The sequence below is a fragment of the Sulfurivirga caldicuralii genome, from assembly GCF_900141795.1.
Classification (GTDB): domain Bacteria; phylum Pseudomonadota; class Gammaproteobacteria; order Thiomicrospirales; family Thiomicrospiraceae; genus Sulfurivirga; species Sulfurivirga caldicuralii.
In genome coordinates, this window is the sequence record NZ_FSRE01000002.1 from 216,207 (window position 1) to 233,143 (window position 16,937).

17 protein-coding genes are annotated in these 16,937 nt (G+C 60.8%); 16 read left to right on the forward strand and 1 reads right to left on the reverse strand.

Translation table 11 applies throughout. The annotated features are described in order from the left end of the window. The first annotated feature begins 17 nt into the window (after positions 1 to 17). Genes cysM through BUQ81_RS04310 form a run of 12 tightly spaced genes read left to right on the forward strand, consistent with a single transcriptional unit; the run spans position 18 to position 11,964 of the window. Entirely contained in the window at positions 18 to 914 is an 897-nt protein-coding gene (gene cysM / locus BUQ81_RS04255; RefSeq protein ID WP_074201148.1) for a cysteine synthase CysM, read from the forward strand. Next, positions 911 to 1,699 carry a 3'-5' exonuclease gene (locus BUQ81_RS04260; protein ID WP_074201149.1) on the forward strand — a complete coding sequence of 263 codons (789 nt, stop codon included), beginning with the start codon at positions 911 to 913 and terminating at the stop codon, positions 1,697 to 1,699. The genes cysM and BUQ81_RS04260 overlap by 4 nt, the downstream gene beginning before the upstream one ends. Further along, entirely contained in the window at positions 1,680 to 1,982 is a 303-nt protein-coding gene (locus BUQ81_RS04265) for a hypothetical protein (protein ID WP_074201150.1), read from the forward strand. The genes BUQ81_RS04260 and BUQ81_RS04265 overlap by 20 nt, the downstream gene beginning before the upstream one ends. Continuing rightward, on the forward strand, positions 1,966 to 2,475 hold the full coding sequence (locus tag BUQ81_RS04270; protein WP_074201151.1) for a CYTH domain-containing protein: 510 nt from the start codon (positions 1,966 to 1,968) through the stop codon (positions 2,473 to 2,475). Before BUQ81_RS04265 ends, BUQ81_RS04270 begins: the two co-directional genes overlap by 17 nt. Next, positions 2,472 to 3,785: a TolC family outer membrane protein gene (locus tag BUQ81_RS04275; RefSeq protein WP_074201152.1), complete on the forward strand. Its 1,314-nt coding sequence runs from the start codon at positions 2,472 to 2,474 to the stop codon at positions 3,783 to 3,785. Before BUQ81_RS04270 ends, BUQ81_RS04275 begins: the two co-directional genes overlap by 4 nt. Beyond that, positions 3,782 to 5,278: an ABC transporter substrate-binding protein gene (locus tag BUQ81_RS04280; RefSeq protein WP_074201153.1), complete on the forward strand. Its 1,497-nt coding sequence runs from the start codon at positions 3,782 to 3,784 to the stop codon at positions 5,276 to 5,278. The genes BUQ81_RS04275 and BUQ81_RS04280 overlap by 4 nt, the downstream gene beginning before the upstream one ends. After that, complete coding sequence (locus BUQ81_RS04285; protein WP_084188226.1) at positions 5,271 to 5,804, forward strand: L,D-transpeptidase; 534 nt, start codon at positions 5,271 to 5,273, stop codon at positions 5,802 to 5,804. Before BUQ81_RS04280 ends, BUQ81_RS04285 begins: the two co-directional genes overlap by 8 nt. Continuing rightward, on the forward strand, positions 5,801 to 6,715 hold the full coding sequence (nikB, locus tag BUQ81_RS04290; RefSeq protein WP_200770549.1) for a nickel ABC transporter permease: 915 nt from the start codon (positions 5,801 to 5,803) through the stop codon (positions 6,713 to 6,715). Before BUQ81_RS04285 ends, nikB begins: the two co-directional genes overlap by 4 nt. Continuing rightward, positions 6,712 to 7,527 carry an ABC transporter permease gene (locus tag BUQ81_RS04295; protein ID WP_074201154.1) on the forward strand — a complete coding sequence of 272 codons (816 nt, stop codon included), beginning with the start codon at positions 6,712 to 6,714 and terminating at the stop codon, positions 7,525 to 7,527. The genes nikB and BUQ81_RS04295 overlap by 4 nt, the downstream gene beginning before the upstream one ends. After that, the gene (nagZ, locus tag BUQ81_RS04300) at positions 7,524 to 8,558 is read left to right on the forward strand and encodes a beta-N-acetylhexosaminidase (protein ID WP_074201155.1); all 1,035 of its coding nucleotides are present in this window, start codon (positions 7,524 to 7,526) and stop codon (positions 8,556 to 8,558) included. The genes BUQ81_RS04295 and nagZ overlap by 4 nt, the downstream gene beginning before the upstream one ends. Beyond that, complete coding sequence (locus tag BUQ81_RS04305; protein WP_074201156.1) at positions 8,555 to 9,703, forward strand: mechanosensitive ion channel family protein; 1,149 nt, start codon at positions 8,555 to 8,557, stop codon at positions 9,701 to 9,703. Before nagZ ends, BUQ81_RS04305 begins: the two co-directional genes overlap by 4 nt. Before the next feature lie 53 nt (positions 9,704 to 9,756). Beyond that, a complete protein-coding gene (locus BUQ81_RS04310; protein WP_074201157.1) occupies positions 9,757 to 11,964 on the forward strand; it encodes a methyl-accepting chemotaxis protein in 2,208 nt (735 codons plus the stop codon). Positions 11,965 to 12,041: 77 nt separating this feature from the next. Here BUQ81_RS04310 and murB read toward each other — a convergent pair whose 3' ends face one another. Further along, positions 12,042 to 13,070 (reverse strand): UDP-N-acetylmuramate dehydrogenase, encoded by a 1,029-nt coding sequence (gene murB, locus BUQ81_RS04315; RefSeq protein ID WP_074201158.1) that lies wholly within the window; start codon positions 13,068 to 13,070, stop codon positions 12,042 to 12,044. Positions 13,071 to 13,121: 51 nt separating this feature from the next. Here murB and BUQ81_RS04320 point away from each other — a divergent pair, with 51 nt between their 5' ends. From BUQ81_RS04320 to BUQ81_RS04335, 4 genes are all read left to right on the forward strand, one after another. Beyond that, positions 13,122 to 14,585, forward strand: a complete 1,464-nt coding sequence (locus tag BUQ81_RS04320) for a sodium-dependent transporter (protein WP_074201423.1) — start codon at positions 13,122 to 13,124, stop codon at positions 14,583 to 14,585. Between the two features lie 85 nt (positions 14,586 to 14,670). Then, positions 14,671 to 15,867, forward strand: coding sequence for an FtsH protease activity modulator HflK (gene hflK / locus BUQ81_RS04325; RefSeq protein WP_074201159.1), 1,197 nt, complete (start codon positions 14,671 to 14,673; stop codon positions 15,865 to 15,867). Then, positions 15,868 to 16,740 (forward strand): protease modulator HflC, encoded by an 873-nt coding sequence (hflC, locus tag BUQ81_RS04330; protein ID WP_074201160.1) that lies wholly within the window; start codon positions 15,868 to 15,870, stop codon positions 16,738 to 16,740. After that, a complete protein-coding gene (locus BUQ81_RS04335) occupies positions 16,740 to 16,937 on the forward strand; it encodes a DUF2065 domain-containing protein (protein WP_074201161.1) in 198 nt (65 codons plus the stop codon). The genes hflC and BUQ81_RS04335 overlap by 1 nt, the downstream gene beginning before the upstream one ends.

Sequence of the window (16,937 nt, forward strand, 5' to 3'; positions counted from 1 at the left end):
AAAAGGGAGCAGACACCATGCAGTGGCCTACGCTGGAAGATACGATCGGCAACACACCATTAGTCCGCATACAGCGGCTTGCGCAGCTGGACAATGGCAGTGTGGTGCTGGGCAAGCTGGAAGGCAATAATCCGGCCGGTTCGGTCAAGGATCGCCCGGCGTTCAACATGATCAGGCAGGCGCAGGCGCGCGGTGAAATCCGGCCCGGCGACACGCTGATCGAGGCCACCAGCGGCAATACCGGCATCGCACTGGCCATGGCGGCGGCGATGATGGGCTATCGCCTCAGGCTGATCATGCCCGAAAACATGAGTCTGGAGCGCCGTGCCAGCATGGCCGCCTTCGGGGCCGAACTGGTGCTGGTGAGCGTTGACGAGGGCATGGAAGGCGCCCGCGATCTGGCGCGAGCCATGGAAGCCCGTGGTGAAGGCAAGGTGCTGGACCAGTTCTCCAATCCGGACAACTGGCGCGCACACTATCTCACCACCGGCCCGGAGATCTGGCGCCAGACCCAGGGGCAGGTGACCCACTTTGTCAGCGCCATGGGCACCACCGGCACCATCATGGGTGTCAGCCATGCGCTAAAGGAGCGCAACCCGGCCGTGCAGGTGATCGGCGTGCAGCCGGCGGAAGGCGCCAGTATTCCCGGCATCCGCCGCTGGCCGCCGGAGTATCTGCCCGCCATTTTCGACCCGAAATGGGTGGATGAGGAGCGCGACGTGACTCAGGAAGACGCCGAGGAGATGACCCGCCGCATGGCGCGGGATGAGGGGCTGTTCGCCGGCATTTCCTCTGGTGGGGCCATGCATGTGGCGCTGCAGGTGGCAGCGGAGAATCCCGACAGTGTCGTGGTCACCATCGTGTGCGACCGCGGCGACCGCTACCTTTCCACTGGCGTATTTCCACCCGCATGAACCGGCCAACGCTTGTTTTCGACATTGAAACGGTTCCCGACGTGGAGGCGGGGCGCCGCCTGCTCGGGCTGGATGGGCTGGACGATGCCAGCGTGGTCGAGGCGATGAAGCTGCAGCGCCTTGGCGAGGCAGGCCATGACTTCATGCGCCATCACCTGCACCGCGTGGTGGCCATCTCGGTGGTGCTACGCACGGCGGACACGCTTAAGGTCTGGTCGCTGGGCACGCCGGAAAGCGACGAGGCGGAGCTGCTGCAGCGCTTCTTTGAAGGGGTGGAACAGTTCAAGCCCACGCTGGTCAGCTGGAACGGGTCCGGCTTCGATCTGCCCGTGCTGCACTATCGCGCCCTGCTGCACGGCATTGAGGCGCGCACCTACTGGGATACAGGTCAGTTCGAGCGTGAGCGCAAGTGGGACAATTACATCAGCCGCTATCAGTTCGCCCACATCGACCTGATGGACGTGCTCTCGGCCTATCAGCCCCGTGCGGCAGCGCGGCTGGACGACCTTGCCGTGATGCTGGGGCTGCCGGGCAAGATGGGGCAGAGCGGTGCCGCCGTGTCAGAGCAATGGCTCAACGGTGAAATCGAGGCTATACGCAACTATTGCGAAACCGATGTGGTCAATACCTATCTGATCTATCTGCGTTTCGAACGCATGCGCGGCCAGTTGACGGCCGCGCAATATGAAACGGAGCAGGCGCGCGTGCGCGACATGCTGCGTGCTAGCGGCAAACCCCATCTGCTGGCGTATGAGGAGGCTTGGCATGAATCGAACAGCCATTGAGGAACGCATTGAGGACCTGCGCCGCCGCGGCATCATCTCGCCAGAGGACGAAGCGCGTATCCAGCGCGATCTGGAGCAGGAAAAGTGGGCCGATCTGGAACTGTTTCTCAACCAGCTGGAAGTGGAGGCGCGCTTTCGCAGCTGGCGGCCGATCATTCGTCTGGCCATGCTCTCCAGCGTCATTTCGGCGTTGATTCTGATTGCCGTGGCCATCTGGGTCGGCACGCAACACCCCGAAATCATTCAATCCCTGTCAGCAAATGCCCATGAAACGGGAAATTGAACGCAAGTATCTGGTCACCGGCGATGGCTGGCGCGAACAGGCCTTTAAAAAGGTGCATTTCGCCCAGGGCTATCTCAACAACGCTGCCAACCCTGAAAACAAGTGCTCCATCCGCGTGCGCATCGAGGGGGACGAGGCCAATCTGAACATCAAGAGCATGGAGATCGGCATCAGCCGCGACGAGTACGAATATCCGATTCCGGTGACACACGCCCAGGTCATGCTGGAAAAGTTTGCTATCGGTCCCGTGATCGAGAAAAACCGCTACTGGATCGAATACGAAGGCTTCGTATGGGAAGTGGACGAATTCCTCGGCGAGAATGCCGGGCTGGTGGTGGCTGAAGTGGAACTGGAGGACGAGCAGACGACACCCCCCTTGCCGGATTGGGTCGGCAGGGAAGTGACCGATCAGCTGCGTTATTACAACGTGTCGCTCGCGCAACGGCCTTTCAGCCAGTGGAGCGAGGCGGAACAACAGGGAGAGGTGTCATGAAACGGGCATTTTTTGCAGGACTGCTGCTGGCAACCAGTGCGCAGGTGTACGCGGCGCATGATCTGGTGAGCGTGTGGCGCATGGCGCAGGCCCATGATGCACAGCTGGCACAGGCGCGGGCGGAATACGATGCCCAGCGCAAGCAGATCGACCGCGCCAAGGCCGCGCTGCTGCCGCAGGTAACCCTGCAGGGATCGCTGTCCAAAAGCGATACGGATCTGCCCGATGCCGCAGGCGATGTGCGTACTCGACAGCTGAGTCTGCAGGCGCAGCAGGCGCTGTACAACCGCAAGGCCCTGGTGGCCTACGACATCGCCAAAACGCAGCTGTCCGCTGCCGAGGCGGCGTGGCGTCAGGCTCAGCAGGATCTGATTACCCGTGTGGTCAAGGCCTATTTCGATGTGCTGTTGGCGCAGGCCAATGTGAAGCTGGCGAAAAGTCAGGAAGCCGCCAATAGGACCCAGTGGGAGCGGGCGCAGACCTCAGAGCAGGTGGGGCTGGCCTCCCGCACCGATGTGCTGCAGGCGCGTTCCGCCTACGACCTCAGTCGGGCAGATCGCATCAAGGCAGAGAATGCGCTCAATACCGCCTATGAGAATCTGGCCAAGCTCACCGGCCAGCGGGTGACTGCGCTTAAAAGCGTCAACACCAGGCCACCGCAGCTGCTGAGGGGCGAGGATCAGGCATGGATTCAGCGCGCCTTGCGCAACAGCCCTCAACTGGCCCAGGTCGCCCGCCAACGGGATGTCGCCGAGCAGACGGTGGATCTGGAACGCAGCGACTACTATCCTACGCTGGCGCTGACGGCGCAGGTGCAGGAGACCGCCTACGATGATTATCGCAGCCTCTATGCATCCACTTACCGTGACACGCGGGCCAGCTCGCTGGCCTTGGTGCTGAACTGGCCGATTTACAGTGGGGGTCTCACACGCGCGACCGTGGCACAGGCGCAGGATAATGCCCGCAAGGCGCGTGAAGGCCTGCGCGATGTGCGCGAGCAGCTGCAGCTGCAGGTGCGTGTGCTGCTGGCGGACATTCGCAATGGCGAGTCGCTGGTGGATGCGCTGCAGGCGGCGGTGGCTTCCGGTGATGCATTTCTCGAGGCCGCGGAAGAGAGCTACCGCGTCGGTCTGAAAAGCCTGCTGGATGTGCTCACCGCCCGCGCCAATGCCCACAAGGCGCGGCGCGATCTGGTGGCGGCGCTGGACGATCTGGTGGTCAAGCGCCTGCAGCTGGAAGCGGTGGTGGGTGATCTGGATGAAGAGGACCTCAAGCGCATGGATGCGCTGTTGATCGACCCGGATTCGTGAACGCCCCCTTTCCCCGTCGTACTCTTCTTGCCGCCGGCTGTGGCCTGCCGCTGCTGGGGTGTTCCGCGCGAACACCGTTGCCGCAGAATCACTTTCGCCTTGGCGTCAGCGGCCGCCCCCGCAGTCTCGATCCGCGCCGTGCTACCGATGCGCTCTCCAGTCGGCTCAATCGCCTGCTGTATGAGGCGCCGGTGGACTTCAATGCCCGTTTTGAGCCGGTACCGGCTCTGATGGACTGGCAGCAGACGGCACCGTTGCGCTGGGTATTTGCCCTGCGCAAGTCCACCCGCTTTCATGATGGTACGCCCTTGACGGCCGAGGATGTAGCGGCCACCTACGCCAGTGTGCTCGATCCGGCCACCGCCTCTCCACACCGGGGTGGACTGAAGCATGTGCAGCGAGTACGTGCGCTGGATGGACAGCGTGTGCAGTTTGACCTGACCCATGTGGATGCCCTGTTTCCGGGGCGGCTTACCATTGGCGTGCTGCCGCGGAGGTTGATGAAAGCGGGGCATGACTTCAATCGCCAGCCGCTGGGCAGCGGTCCGTGCCGTTTCGTGGATGCCAACGAGCAGCGCACCCGCCTGCAGCGGCCCGATGGCGCACTGCTGGAGTTCATCAAGGTGAAGGATCCACTGGTGCAGGTGCTCAAGTTGCGCAAGGGGGAGCTGGACTGGATTCAGGGTGGCCTGTCGCCGGAGCTGGTGCGCTATTGCGCGGCGCGTCCCGAGCTTGCGGTGCAATGGCACCGCGGTACCAATTTTGCCTACATTGGCTTCAACTTTCGCGACAGCTGGCTGTCGCAACAGCCGATCCGCGAAGCCATCGCGCTGGGCATCGACCGGGCTGCGATTGTCCAGGCGCTGTTCGACAATCATGCGCGCCTGGCGGGCGCCCTGCTGCCCCCCGAGCACTGGGCGGGGCTCAAGAACTGGTCGGGCTACCCTTATGATCCGGGGCGCGCCCGTGCCTTGCTTGAAAGTGCCATTGGACAGGGGCAACGGCTGTCACTGAGCTACAAGACCAGTGCCAACCCGCTGCGCCTGCGTCTGGCGGCCATCTATCAGTCCATGTTGCGGGAAATCGGCATCGACCTGACCATCCAGAGCTACGACTGGGGCACCTTTTACGCCGACATCAAGGCCGGGCGCTTTCAGCTCTATTCGCTGGCGTGGGTGGGTATCAAGAGTCCGGACATTTTCCAGTATGTGTTCCATTCCCAGGCGGTGCCGCCCGCCGGTGCCAACCGCGGCCATTATGCTAACCCCGAGGTGGACCGGCTGATCGAGGCGGCACTGGCGGCGCAGATGTTTGCCGAGCAGCAGCGCCTCTATGGGCAGCTGCAGCGCGTGCTGGCGGAAACTGTGGCTCAGGTGCCGCTGTGGTATGAGGATCAGTATGCCGTGTTGCATCGCTCGGTGAGCGGCTATACCCTTGCAGCCGATGGGCGCTACGATGGCGTGCTGACGATGAGGCGGGTGCAACATGGCTGACAGGGGGGTCCCCGACTTTTTTCACGGCGAAAAAAATGCGCTGCCTTCAAAGTGGCTGCAGGTGTGCCTGCAGACGCAGAAACTCCATCTTTTCGAGCAGGATGCCTGTGTGGCCACCTATGCGGTGAGTACGGGGGCTGCCGGGGCGGGCTGTGAGCAGAACAGCGGCTGTACGCCCACGGGCTGGCATGTGGTGCGCGCCCGCATCGGCGACGGGCAGCCGCCGGGCAGCGTTTTTGTGGGGCGGCGTCCTACCGGGGAAATCTGGACGCCCGAGCTGGCAGAACGGGAAGCCGAGCGAGACTGGATTCTGAGTCGGATCCTGTGGCTGAGCGGTTGCGAGCCCGGCCACAACCGCCTGGGTGATGTGGATACCATGCGGCGTTTTATCTACATTCACGGCACGCCGCCGGACCAGCCGCTGGGGGTGCCGCTTTCCCACGGCTGCATTCGCATGGACATGCATGAGGTGATCGAGGTGTTTGACTGGACACCAGTGGGCACACCGGTGGAGATCGTGCCATGAGAGTGCTGGGTCTGCTGGCGCGTGTGCTGGTTATCCTGTGGGTGGTAAGCACGCTGGTTTTTCTGATGCTGCATCTGGTGCCGGGCGATCCGGTGGCGGTAATGCTGGGGGAGAGCGCCACGGCGGCGGATCAGGCGGCGCTGCGCCATCATCTGGGGCTGGATCAGCCGCTGTGGCAGCAGTATCTACACTATCTGGGCGGGCTGCTGCATGGGGACATGGGGCAGTCGCTGTTTCTGCAGCGACCGGTGGCGGATCTGATTGCAGCACGCTTTCCCTACACGGCAGAGTTGGCGCTACTGGCGCTGGCGGTGGCGGTGCTGCTGGCCTTTCCGCTAGGCATCTGGGCAGCGGTGCGGGCCGGGCGCTGGCCCGACCAGCTGGCGATGACCCTCTCGTTGATTGGAGTGTCCATTCCCAACTTTTGGCTGGGGCCGATGCTGATCCTGCTGTTTTCCCTGTGGCTGGGGTGGCTGCCGGTGAGCGGGGCGGATGCGCCGTGGGCGTGGGTACTGCCGGCGGTGACACTGGGCACGGCGCTGGCAGCGATTCTGACGCGCATGCTGCGCGCCAGTCTGCTGGAGGTGCTGCATGAAGAGTATGTGCGCACCGCACTGGCCAAGGGGGCATCGCCGCGGCGGGTGGTGCTGCGCCATGCCCTGTTCAATGCACTGCTACCGGTGGTGACGGTGCTGGGGCTGCAGCTGGGCACCCTGCTGGGCGGTGCGGTGATTACCGAAGTGGTGTTTGACTGGCCGGGACTTGGGCAGTTGCTGGTGGAGTCTATTCAGCGTCGCGACTATCCGGTGGTGCAGGGTGTGATTCTGGTGATCGCCACCGCCTATGTGGTGGTGAATGCGTTCACCGACTGGCTGTACGGCTGGCTGGATCCAAGGGTGCGGCGCCCATGAAGCGATGGCTGTGGCAGCAACGCATCTGGATTGGCCTGCTGTTGGCGTGGCTCGCGCTTGCGCTGGCTGCGCTGGGCGTAGGAGACACGGCCTACAGGGTGGATTTGCCTCACCTGCTGGCGGGGCCGGATGCAAACAGCTGGCTCGGCTATGATCAGCTGGGGCGACCCGTATGGGAGCGCCTGCTACTGGGGGCGCAGACTTCGCTGCAGGTGGCGCTGGCGGTGGTGCTCTTTTCGGCCGTGCTGGGCACGACCATTGGCTTGTTGGCCGGCTATTACGGTGGCTGGCTGGACCGAGTCCTTACGGGGGTGATTGATGTGTTTCTGGCGTTTCCGGGCCTGCTGCTGGCCATCGGACTGGCGGCAGTGCTGGGCCCGGGGGTGGAAAACGTGATCATCGCGCTGGTGGTGGTGGGCTGGGTCAGCTATGCACGGCTGGCGCGGGCGCAGACATTGAGCCTGCGCAGCCGCGAACATGTGCTGGCGGCGCGAGCGCTGGGCGCCGGGACGCCGCGTATCCTGCTGCGTCATGTGGTGCCGCTGCTGCTGGCGCCGCTGGGGGTAGAGGCGACTTTTGGCATTGCCGGCGCGGTTATCAGCGAAGCGGGACTGTCATTTCTGGGACTGGGTATTCAGCCGCCGCAGGATTCGTGGGGCAGCATGATTCGCGAAGGGACGCGCTACCTGCTGGTGGCACCCCATCTGGTCATCGCGCCTGGTCTGGCGCTGATGGCGGTGGTGCTGGCGGCCAACCGTCTGGGCGATGCCTGGCGGGATTATCTGGATATTAAAACGAGGAGCGGGCCATGAAACCCAAGGCACAGCCGCTGGGTGCGGTGATGATCGACATCGAGGGAACCACGCTGACGGAGACTGAGCAGGAACGTCTGCTGCATCCGCAGGTGGCTGGCGTGGTGCTGTTTACCCGCAATTTTGAATCCAGAGCGCAGCTTAAGGCGCTATGTGATGAAATTCACGCCCTGCGCACGCCGAAGCTGCTGATTGCGGTCGATCACGAAGGGGGGCGTGTGCAACGCTTTCGCGAGGATGGAATGAGCGTGCTGCCTGCCATGGCGCGGCTGGGGCAGCTGCATGACCTCAATCCCATGGCGGCCGATGAGGCAGCGCGCCAGCTGGGGTGGCTGATGGCGGCGGAACTGCTGGCACTGGGCGTGGATTTCAGCTTTGCGCCGGTGGTGGATCTGCAGCATGGGCGCAGCGAGGTGGTCGGTGACCGCAGCTTCCACCACCAGGCGCAGGTGGTGGCGCGGCTGGCGCAGGAGTTTCTCGCCGGTATGCACGCGGCCGGCATGGCAGGCGTGGCCAAGCACTTCCCGGGCCATGGTTATGCGGAGGCAGACAGCCACGTGACCATGGCGGAAGATGGGCGCGACTGGGATGCCCTGCAGGATGACCTGCTGCCGTTCAAGGTGCTGATCGCCGCCCATGTGGAGGGCATTATGCCGGCCCATGTGGTTTATCCCCAACTGGATGCGTTGCCGGCTGGCTTTTCGTCCTTCTGGCTGCAGCAGGTGCTGCGCGAGCAGCTGGGCTTTGAAGGGGCGATTATCAGCGATGATCTGAACATGCACGCCGCGGCGGTGTATGGTGATATCCTACGCCGTGGGCAACTGGCACTGGAAGCCGGCTGTGATCTGCTGCTGGCACTGAATGATCCCGCGGGTGCCGATGCGCTGCTGAACGGCCTGCACCACGTGGTATCGGTGCTGTCTCATGCGCGCATGATTGCCCTGCATGGCCATCCGCAGTTCAAGGCCGACCGCTTGTCGTATCTGCCGGAATGGCAAGCGGCACAACAGACACTGGAGGAGCTGGCATGAATGAGTTGAATGAATTCCTAAGCTTCTTGCAGCAGCAGTGGCCTGCCGCGTATGACGCCTGGACGCAGCTGCTTGGCTGGTTTGACGGACAGGTGTGGCTGCTATTGGCGGCACTGGTGCTGGTGGGCGCCCTGGTAGTGGATACGGTGCAGCGGGTGATCATCGGCCAGATCCACCGCCGCTGGTGCGTCCGTCACCCGTGGCTGGATGCCTTTGTGGGCGGTGCCAACCCACCGTTGTCGCTGGCCATATGGTTCAGTGCGCTTATTTATGTGCTGATGGTGACACTGAGTGCGCTGAATATCTATACCGATGGCTTTCACGCGCTGATCAGTGTCAAGAACAGCGTGCTGACGCTGTTACTGGGCTGGTACGTCATCCGCGTGGTGGGTCGTCTTGAAGGCTATCTGAAAGAGGTGGCGGACCAGGATCCGCGATTTGACCGCACATTGGTCGAAGCGCTGGCCAAGGTCATCCGCCTGACGGCAGTGGTGATTACCGGCCTGATTGTTCTTTCCGCCTTTGGGGTGAACGTGACCGGTCTGCTGGCCTTCGGCGGTGCGGGCGGCCTGGTGGTCGGGCTGGCCGCCAAGGACATGATCAGCAACCTGTTCGGCGGGTTGACCATCTATCTGGACCGGCCGTTTGTCGTGGGCGACTGGATCCGCTCGCCGGACAAGGATATCGAGGGGACGGTGGAGCATATCGGCTGGCGCCGCACGGTGATTCGCCGTTTCAACAAAAATCCGCTGTATGTGCCCAATGGCCTGTTTACCAATATCGTAGTGGAAAACCCCAGCCGCATGAGCCATCGCCGCATCTATGAAAAGTTTGGCGTGCGCTATGGGGATCAGGACAAGGTGGCAAAAATTACCGCCGACATCCGCCAAATGCTGCAGAACCATCCGGACATCGATCAGACGCAGACGATCATCGTCAACTTCAATACCTTTGCCGACTCATCGCTGGAGTGCTTTGTCTATTGCTTTACCCGTACGACGGTATGGGTGGAATACCATCAGGTGAAGGAAGCGGTGCTACTGCAGATCGCGGATATCGTGGTGGCGCACGGTGCCGAGATGGCCTTCCCGAGCCAGAGCGTCTATTTCGAAACGCCCCTGCAGCTGGATAACAGGATGGCATGAAAAATGCTTATATTTCGCTGGGTATAAACCATCCTTAAATTGGAGAGAGCAACATGTTTCGCAATCTGTCGATCGGTCAGAAGATTCATATTCCGCTGATCCTGTCCCTGGCGGTGGGATTCGTGATCATCCTTGTCAGTTTCTTCAATTCCGTTGCGGAGATAGAGCGCCAAGTCTTTGAAGAAGCGGTGCAAGCGCAGCAGCATTTTGTAGAAGCTGAGTTGAAAACGCTGGAGGCGGTGAGCCTGACCAATGCCATCACCGTGAGGCAGGATCACTATGTGGTGCAGGGGCTGCTTACGGGTAACCGAGCCTACACCCTGAAGGGGCTGCAGCAATTGCAGCAGCAGCTGCATACTCACACGCCGTTCAAGGGCATCAAGGTGCATGTGCATACAGCCGATTTGCATAGTTTTGTGCGCGCGTGGAAACCGCAGAAGTTCGGTGATGATCTGAGCAGTTTCCGCAAGACGCTGGTACACCTGAAGCAGGTGCGCAAGCCCTTTGCGGCCATCGAAGTGGGGCGGATCGGGCTGAGTCTGCGCGGCCTGGCCCCCGTGCTGGATGATGACAACCGCTATCTGGGCTCAGTGGAGGTGTTGCAGGGCATCGAACCGCTGGTGAAAAAGGCTGCAGAAGAGCGTCACTATGACATGGTGGTGCTGATGAGGGCGGACCTCCTCAATATCGCCACCGAGCTGGCCGATAATCCTCGTTTCGGCAACTATGTACTGGCGATGGACGAGAAACAGGTCAATCCGCAGCTTCTGAGTGAGCTCAAGCGCATGGAAGACCTACAAGGTGGTCGCATCGATACCGAGCACTTTGTCGGCACTATTCTTCCGCTCAAGGATTTTCAGGGGCATGAAGTGGGCTATCTGCTGGTGGCCGAGAATCACGACCATGTGATGGCCGTTGTGGATGAGCTGAAATCCGGCCTTCATACACAGCTGATTCTCATGGGTGCGGTGGATATTTTCCTGCTGCTGATGCTGCTGTGGATTGTGCATGCAGGCATTATCAAGCCGGTCCGCGAAATGGACAAGCTGGCAGCCGAGCTGGCCAGTGGCGATGCCGTATTCGGGCGTCGCATGCCGATCATTTCCAATGACGAACTGGGCAAGGCTGCCCAGAGCTTCAACCGCTTCATCGAGCGGGTTGAAGGGCTGGCAAAACAGGCGCAGGAAGAGGCGGAAGCTGCCCGCCGCGCCAACGCGGAAGCCCTCCAGAACATGCGCAAGAGCAACCTGCTGGTGGAACTGGCGCAGAAGCTGGTGAATGGCCTGATTCATAATGCCAAGGACGTGCAGGAGTCCATGGCGCGCAATATCGACACCATCAATGAGGTGAACGCGCTGAATGATAAGACAGCGGGCGTCATTTCCGATGTCACCCGCAATACCGAAGCGGTCAAGCGGGTGCTGGATCAGATGAAGACGCTGGCCGAACAGGGTGAGAAACAGGCCGAGGAGCTGGATGGCGCGGTCAGCGAGATCGGCGAGGTGATGGGGCTGATCAAGGATATTTCCGAGCAGACCAACTTGCTGGCGCTGAATGCCGCCATCGAAGCGGCACGGGCCGGCGAACATGGACGTGGCTTTGCCGTGGTGGCGGATGAGGTGCGCGATCTGGCCAACCGCACCCAGAAGGCTGCAGAGGAAGTGGAAGCCAATATCCAGAAGCTCAAGTCCAGCAGCGTGCAGATGCTGGAAAACGGTCGCAAGACCGTCGACCATGCAGAAGACTCCATGGAGAAGCTGAACCACTTCCAGACAGTGCTGCAGCAGCTGGTGAGCAATGCGCGCTATATCAAGACGGAAAACAAAGTAATTGCCTACGAAATGTTCGCCAATCTGGCCAAACTGGATCACATCATGTTCAAGGGCAACGGCTATGCGTCGGTCTTTGCCGAGAAGCGTGTGGCTGAATTTGGCGACCATCACAGCTGTCGTCTCGGCAAGTGGTATGAGGAAGGTGAAGGCAAGAAACACCTGTCCCACGTGCCCACCTACACCAAGCTGGAGGCACCCCATGCCAAGGTGCATGAGCGCATCCTGGCTGCCCTGCAGTGTGTGGACAGGCAGGACTGTGTCGAGCGGGATGACTGGGTCAAGCAGCAGTTCGACGGCGCCGAACAGGCTAGTCAGGAAATGTTCCGGGTGCTCAACGAGATCGTCAATGACGCCAAGCGCTATCTGGAAAGTCGCGAACAGGCGCAGAATGCCGCCGACAGCGAGCAGGAAGGCAAAAAGCCGATCTGAACGCCTTTTCAACCCCCTTTTTCAAGGCTCCGGCAACGGGGCCTTTTTTGTGCCCATGAAAAAGTCGGGGACCCCCCCTACAGGATGATGACTTCCGGCTCCAGATGGATGCCAAAGGTGTGCATCACATCGGTCTGAATCGCCCTGGAGAGGGCCAGAATCTGTTCGCCGGTGGCATGACCGCGGTTGACCAGCACCAACGCATGCTTGCTGGAGACGCAGGCATCGGTGCCTTCGAGGCAGCGACCCTTCCAGCCGCACTGCTCGATAAGCCAGGCCGCCGGAATCTTGATGCCACCACCCGGCAGGTGGTGGTGGGGCAGGTCGGGCCATTTTTCCTGCAGGACAGCAAAGTACGCCTCGTCCACCACCGGGTTCTTGAAGAAACTGCCGGCATTGCCTTCCTTTTCCGGGTCGGGCAGTTTTTCCCTGCGCATACGGATGACCGTTTCATAGACATGGCGGGGCGTAAGATTGTTTTCCGGGATATCCGCAAGGGCTTCACGCAGCGGATCGTAGACCAGGTTGGCCTGACCGGCTTCAAGCTTGCGAAGGCGGAAGGTGGCGCGATGGATGAGCATCTGGTTGCGGTATTCCCGCTTGAAGATACTGCTGCGGTAGCTGAATTCGCAATCGGCATTGCGGAATTCGTGGCGCTCACCGCTAAACAGATCCAGCGCCTGCACGCGGGTGATGAGATCCTGCACTTCGGTACCATAGGCACCGATGTTCTGCGCCGGCGCAGCACCCACCGTGCCCGGAATCAGCGCCAGGTTTTCCAGTCCCCATAAGTTGTTGTCCACCGACCAGGTGACCAGATCGTGCCAGTGCATGCCGCCGCCGACGCTCACCCACAGGGACTCATCGTCTTCCTTCATGACGCGCAGCTGACGAAAGCGGTTGCGCACCACCACGCCTTCCAGATCGCGGGTTAGCAGAATATTGCTGCCTTCCCCGAGTACATACCAGGGCAGCGCCGACAGCACGGGATCGCTGCGCAGGGCGCGGATGTCGCTCTGCTTGTCGATTTCCACGAAATAGCGGGCACAGGCATCGATATGGAAGGTGTTGTAGTCGTGCAGGGGGAAGTGGGCCTGAATGTGCATGGGTGCTTCAATATAATGTGTGAAAAAACTATTTTAAAAGAGGAGCGCACCGTGAGTGCAATCGAATTGAGCAAGCCGCAGTGGTCATCGCAGAAAGTCTTTATTCTGGCGGCGGTCGGGTCGGCCGTCGGTCTCGGCAATATCTGGAAGTTCCCATATATCGCGGGCGAAAATGGCGGCGGTGCCTTCGTGCTGGTCTATCTGCTCTGCGTGGCCCTGATCGGCCTGCCGGTCCTCATGGCGGAAATCGGCCTCGGGCGCATGGGCAAGGCTAATTCGCCGCAGGCGATGGCCAACCTGGCGGCGGAGTTTCGCGCCAGTCCGTTGTGGTCGCTGGTGGGGCTCAGCGGTGTGCTGGCCGGTGTATTGATTCTGTCCTTCTACACGGTGATTGCCGGCTGGGCTATTGACTACTTTGTGGAAAGTGCCGTGGGCCATTTCCGCGGCATTCAGGCCGACGCCATCGGCAAGCACTTTTCCGATCTGCTGGCCAATCCGTGGGCGCTGCTGTTCTGGCATACGGTGATTGTGCTGATGACGGTAGGTATCGTCGCCAAGGGCGTGAAGGGCGGCCTTGAAAAGGCGGTCAATTTCATGATGCCGCTGCTGTTTTTCATTCTGCTGGTGCTGCTGGGCTGGTCGGCGTCGCAGCAGAGTTTCGGGGAAAGTCTGCGTTTTCTGTTTGCGCCGGACTTCAGTAAGTTGACCTGGGAGGCGGTGCTGATTGCCATGGGGCATGCGTTCTTTACGCTTTCCATCGGCATGGGTGCCATGATGGTGTACGGATCCTACCTGCCGGAGCGCCATTCCATTCCCAAGGCGGCGGTATGGATCGTGTTCGCGGATACTGCGGTGGCCTTGCTGGCCGGGATCATTATCTTTACCGTGGTATTTGGTAACGGACTTGAGCCGGGTGCCGGCCCGGGGCTGCTGTTCCAGACGCTGCCGGTGGCCTTTGGGCAGATGAGCGGTGGCTGGTTCTGGGGCACGCTGTTCTTCTTTCTGGTGGTGCTGGCGGCGCTGAGTTCGGCTATTTCTCTCATCGAGCCGGCGGTGAGCTGGGTGGAGCAGAACTGGCGCATGAAGCGCAGCACGGCCACCTGGTTGCTGGGTTTTCTGGTGTGGCTGCTGGGCATTGGCACCGTGTTGTCGTTCAACGCGTGGAAGCATGTCCATTTCCTGCCCGGCAAGACCTTCTTCGACAGCCTGGACTTCATTACCGCCAATATCATGCTGCCGCTGGGCGGTATGTTGATGGCCATTTTCATGGCGTGGGTGGTCAGCGACAAGGCACGTCAGGCCGAATTCCGCCTGCCGCCGGCACTGGATGGCGCCTTCAGGTTTGATCTGCGCGCCATCGCGCCGGTGGGCGTGCTGATCGTATTCGCTTCTAACCTGGTGAGTGATCCCTACCGGCAGATGATCGCTGTGGCGGTGGCGCTGGCGTTGTATGCGCTCTATGCCTATAACCGCAGCCGCTTTAACCTGATGCTGTCGGAGCAGGGGCTTCGCTAGCGCCCAAAATGGAATTTCGATGACATAAGCATTGTTTATCTCTACAATGTTGTTCGTTTGTGTGACTTCTTGAACTGGAGAATGTATGGCGTGGAATGAGCCGGGCAAGCCGAGCCAGGATCCTTGGGGATCGGGCGACAAGCCTCCCAAGGGATCCGGGCAGGGGCCAGATGTGGACGAGCTGGTTGAAAAACTGAAACAGTCTCTGGGCAATAAAAACCCGTTTGGTAGCGTCGGTATGGGGGTGGTGGCACTTGTCATCATCGTCGTCTGGCTGCTCTCCGGCATCTATATCGTCGATCCGGCCGAACGCGGCGCGGTACAGCGGTTTGGCGCTTATGTGGGCGAAACCGGACCGGGCCCGCACTGGCATATTCCATGGCCTGTCGAGAAGGTCACCATCATTAACGTGGATCGCATCCGCCATGCCGAGATCGGCTATCGCTCCAGCGCTGGACAAAATGCGGTGGTGGTGCCCTCCGAAGCGCTGATGCTGACCGAAGACGAAAACATCGTCGATATCAAGATCGCCATTCAGTACAAGATCAGCAGTGCGCGCCACTATCTGTTCAATGTGGCCGATCCGGATGTGACCCTGCGTCTTGCGGTGGAAAGCGCGCTGCGTTCTGTAGTGGGCAAGAACAAGATGGACTTCGTGCTCACCCAGGGGCGCGACGAGGTGGTTTCCAAGGTGAAGCGTCTGGCGCAGGAGATTCTCGACAATTATGAGTCGGGTCTGCTGATCACCAGTGTCAACCTGCAGGATGCCCAGCCGCCCGAGCAGGTGCAGGCCGCCTTTGCCGACGTGGTCAAGGCCCGTGAGGACCGCGAGCGTCTGATCAACGAAGCCCAGGCGTATGCCAACGACATTATTCCGAAGGCGCGTGGCCTGGCTGCCCGTGAACTGGCTGAGGCGGAAGCCTATCGTCAGCGCGTGGTGGAGCAGGCACTGGGTGAAACCAGTCGCTTTGTGAATATCCTCACCGCCTACCGCAAGGCACCTGAGGTCACTCGCGAGCGCATGTACAAGGATGCCGTCACCAATGTGCTCACCAAAACCAGCAAGGTGTTCATGACCGACAGCGAAGGCAAGCTGGTCTATCTGCCGCTGGATCGCCTGCAGCAGGGGGCTGCAGGCGCACCGGAGCCGGTAGTGCAGGCGCCCAAGGTGCTGGCACCGGCACGCAATACGTCATCGACACTGAATCAGCGCGGCACCACGTCTTCGGGCGAGAAAGGCAGCCGCCTGCGCGAACTGCTCAGATCAAGGGAGTTGCGTTAAATGAAAAATATTCTCGGATTCCTTCTGGCTGCCGTACTGTTTATCGCGGCCAATGCCTTCTTCGTGATCAACGAGGGTGAAACGGGTATCGTGTTCCGCCTGGGGGAAATCGTCAAGGCCGACCTGAAGCCGGGTCTGCACGTAAAAACCCCGTTCGTCAACAATGTGCGCACCTTCGATGCGCGCCTGCAGACGCTGGATGCGCCACCGGAGCGCTACCTGACGGTGGAAAAGAAAAACCTGATCGTCGATTCCTTTGCCAAGTGGCGCATTGCCGACAGTGCCAAGTTCTATACCACCATGGGCGGCGACATTCGCCTGACCAACATGCGTCTGTCGCAGATCCTCAAGGATGGTCTGCGCGCTGAGTTCGGCAGCCGCACGGTCAAGGAAGTGATCGCCAGCCAGCGTGATGCCATCATCGCAGCCATCACCAAAAAGGCGCGTCGTGATGCGCAGGCGTTTGGTATCGAGGTGGTGGATGTACGCATCAAGCGCGTGGATCTGCCGCGGGATGTTTCCGAATCGGTGTATCGCCGCATGGAAGCCGAGCGTAAGCGTGTGGCCAACGAGCTGCGCTCCGAAGGGGCCGAGGCGGCCGAAAAGATCCGTGCAGATGCCGATCGTCAGCGTGTCGTGCTGCTGGCGGAAGCCTATCGCAAGGCGGAAACCATTCGCGGTGAAGGAGATGGGAAGGCCTCTGAAATCTACGCGAAGGCCTATTCTCAGGATCCGGACTTCTTTGCCTTCTTCAAGAGCCTGCAGTCCTACCAGGCAGCGTTCGACAGCAAGAAGGACATTCTGGTGCTCGACCCCCGTTCTGAATACTTCCGTTACCTGATGCGCAAGGATGGCGTGTCCGCAACGAAGTAATGGGCGAGAACGGCTGGACCATTTTCTGGACGGCGGTCAGCCTCGTGTTCATCCTCGAGGGCGTGCTGCCGTTCGTTTACCCCCGGTTATGGCGGCGCATGATGCTGGAAGCCCTGCAGCTTCCGGAAAATGGCCTGCGCATGATGGGGCTCACCAGCCTGCTGATCGGCACATTGATAATTTTGTTGCTTGGATAA

Bases quoted from the DNA above. Each gene is read 5' to 3' on its own strand.
- BUQ81_RS04270 (WP_074201151.1), top strand. From the start codon at position 1,966: ATGAAACGGGAAATTGAACGCAAGTATCTGGTCACCGGCGATGGCTGG.
- murB (WP_074201158.1), bottom strand. From the start codon at position 13,070: ATGCACATTCAGGCCCACTTCCCCCTGCACGACTACAACACCTTCCAT.
- BUQ81_RS04335 (WP_074201161.1), top strand. From the start codon at position 16,740: ATGGGCGAGAACGGCTGGACCATTTTCTGGACGGCGGTCAGCCTCGTG.
- BUQ81_RS04275 (WP_074201152.1), top strand. From the start codon at position 2,472: ATGAAACGGGCATTTTTTGCAGGACTGCTGCTGGCAACCAGTGCGCAG.
- BUQ81_RS04295 (WP_074201154.1), top strand. From the start codon at position 6,712: ATGAAGCGATGGCTGTGGCAGCAACGCATCTGGATTGGCCTGCTGTTG.
- BUQ81_RS04265 (WP_074201150.1), top strand. From the start codon at position 1,680: ATGAATCGAACAGCCATTGAGGAACGCATTGAGGACCTGCGCCGCCGC.
- BUQ81_RS04305 (WP_074201156.1), top strand. From the start codon at position 8,555: ATGAATGAGTTGAATGAATTCCTAAGCTTCTTGCAGCAGCAGTGGCCT.
- cysM (WP_074201148.1), top strand. From the start codon at position 18: ATGCAGTGGCCTACGCTGGAAGATACGATCGGCAACACACCATTAGTC.
- BUQ81_RS04260 (WP_074201149.1), top strand. From the start codon at position 911: ATGAACCGGCCAACGCTTGTTTTCGACATTGAAACGGTTCCCGACGTG.
- nagZ (WP_074201155.1), top strand. From the start codon at position 7,524: ATGAAACCCAAGGCACAGCCGCTGGGTGCGGTGATGATCGACATCGAG.
- nikB (WP_200770549.1), top strand. From the start codon at position 5,801: ATGAGAGTGCTGGGTCTGCTGGCGCGTGTGCTGGTTATCCTGTGGGTG.
- hflK (WP_074201159.1), top strand. From the start codon at position 14,671: ATGGCGTGGAATGAGCCGGGCAAGCCGAGCCAGGATCCTTGGGGATCG.
- BUQ81_RS04285 (WP_084188226.1), top strand. From the start codon at position 5,271: ATGGCTGACAGGGGGGTCCCCGACTTTTTTCACGGCGAAAAAAATGCG.
- BUQ81_RS04310 (WP_074201157.1), top strand. From the start codon at position 9,757: ATGTTTCGCAATCTGTCGATCGGTCAGAAGATTCATATTCCGCTGATC.
- hflC (WP_074201160.1), top strand. From the start codon at position 15,868: ATGAAAAATATTCTCGGATTCCTTCTGGCTGCCGTACTGTTTATCGCG.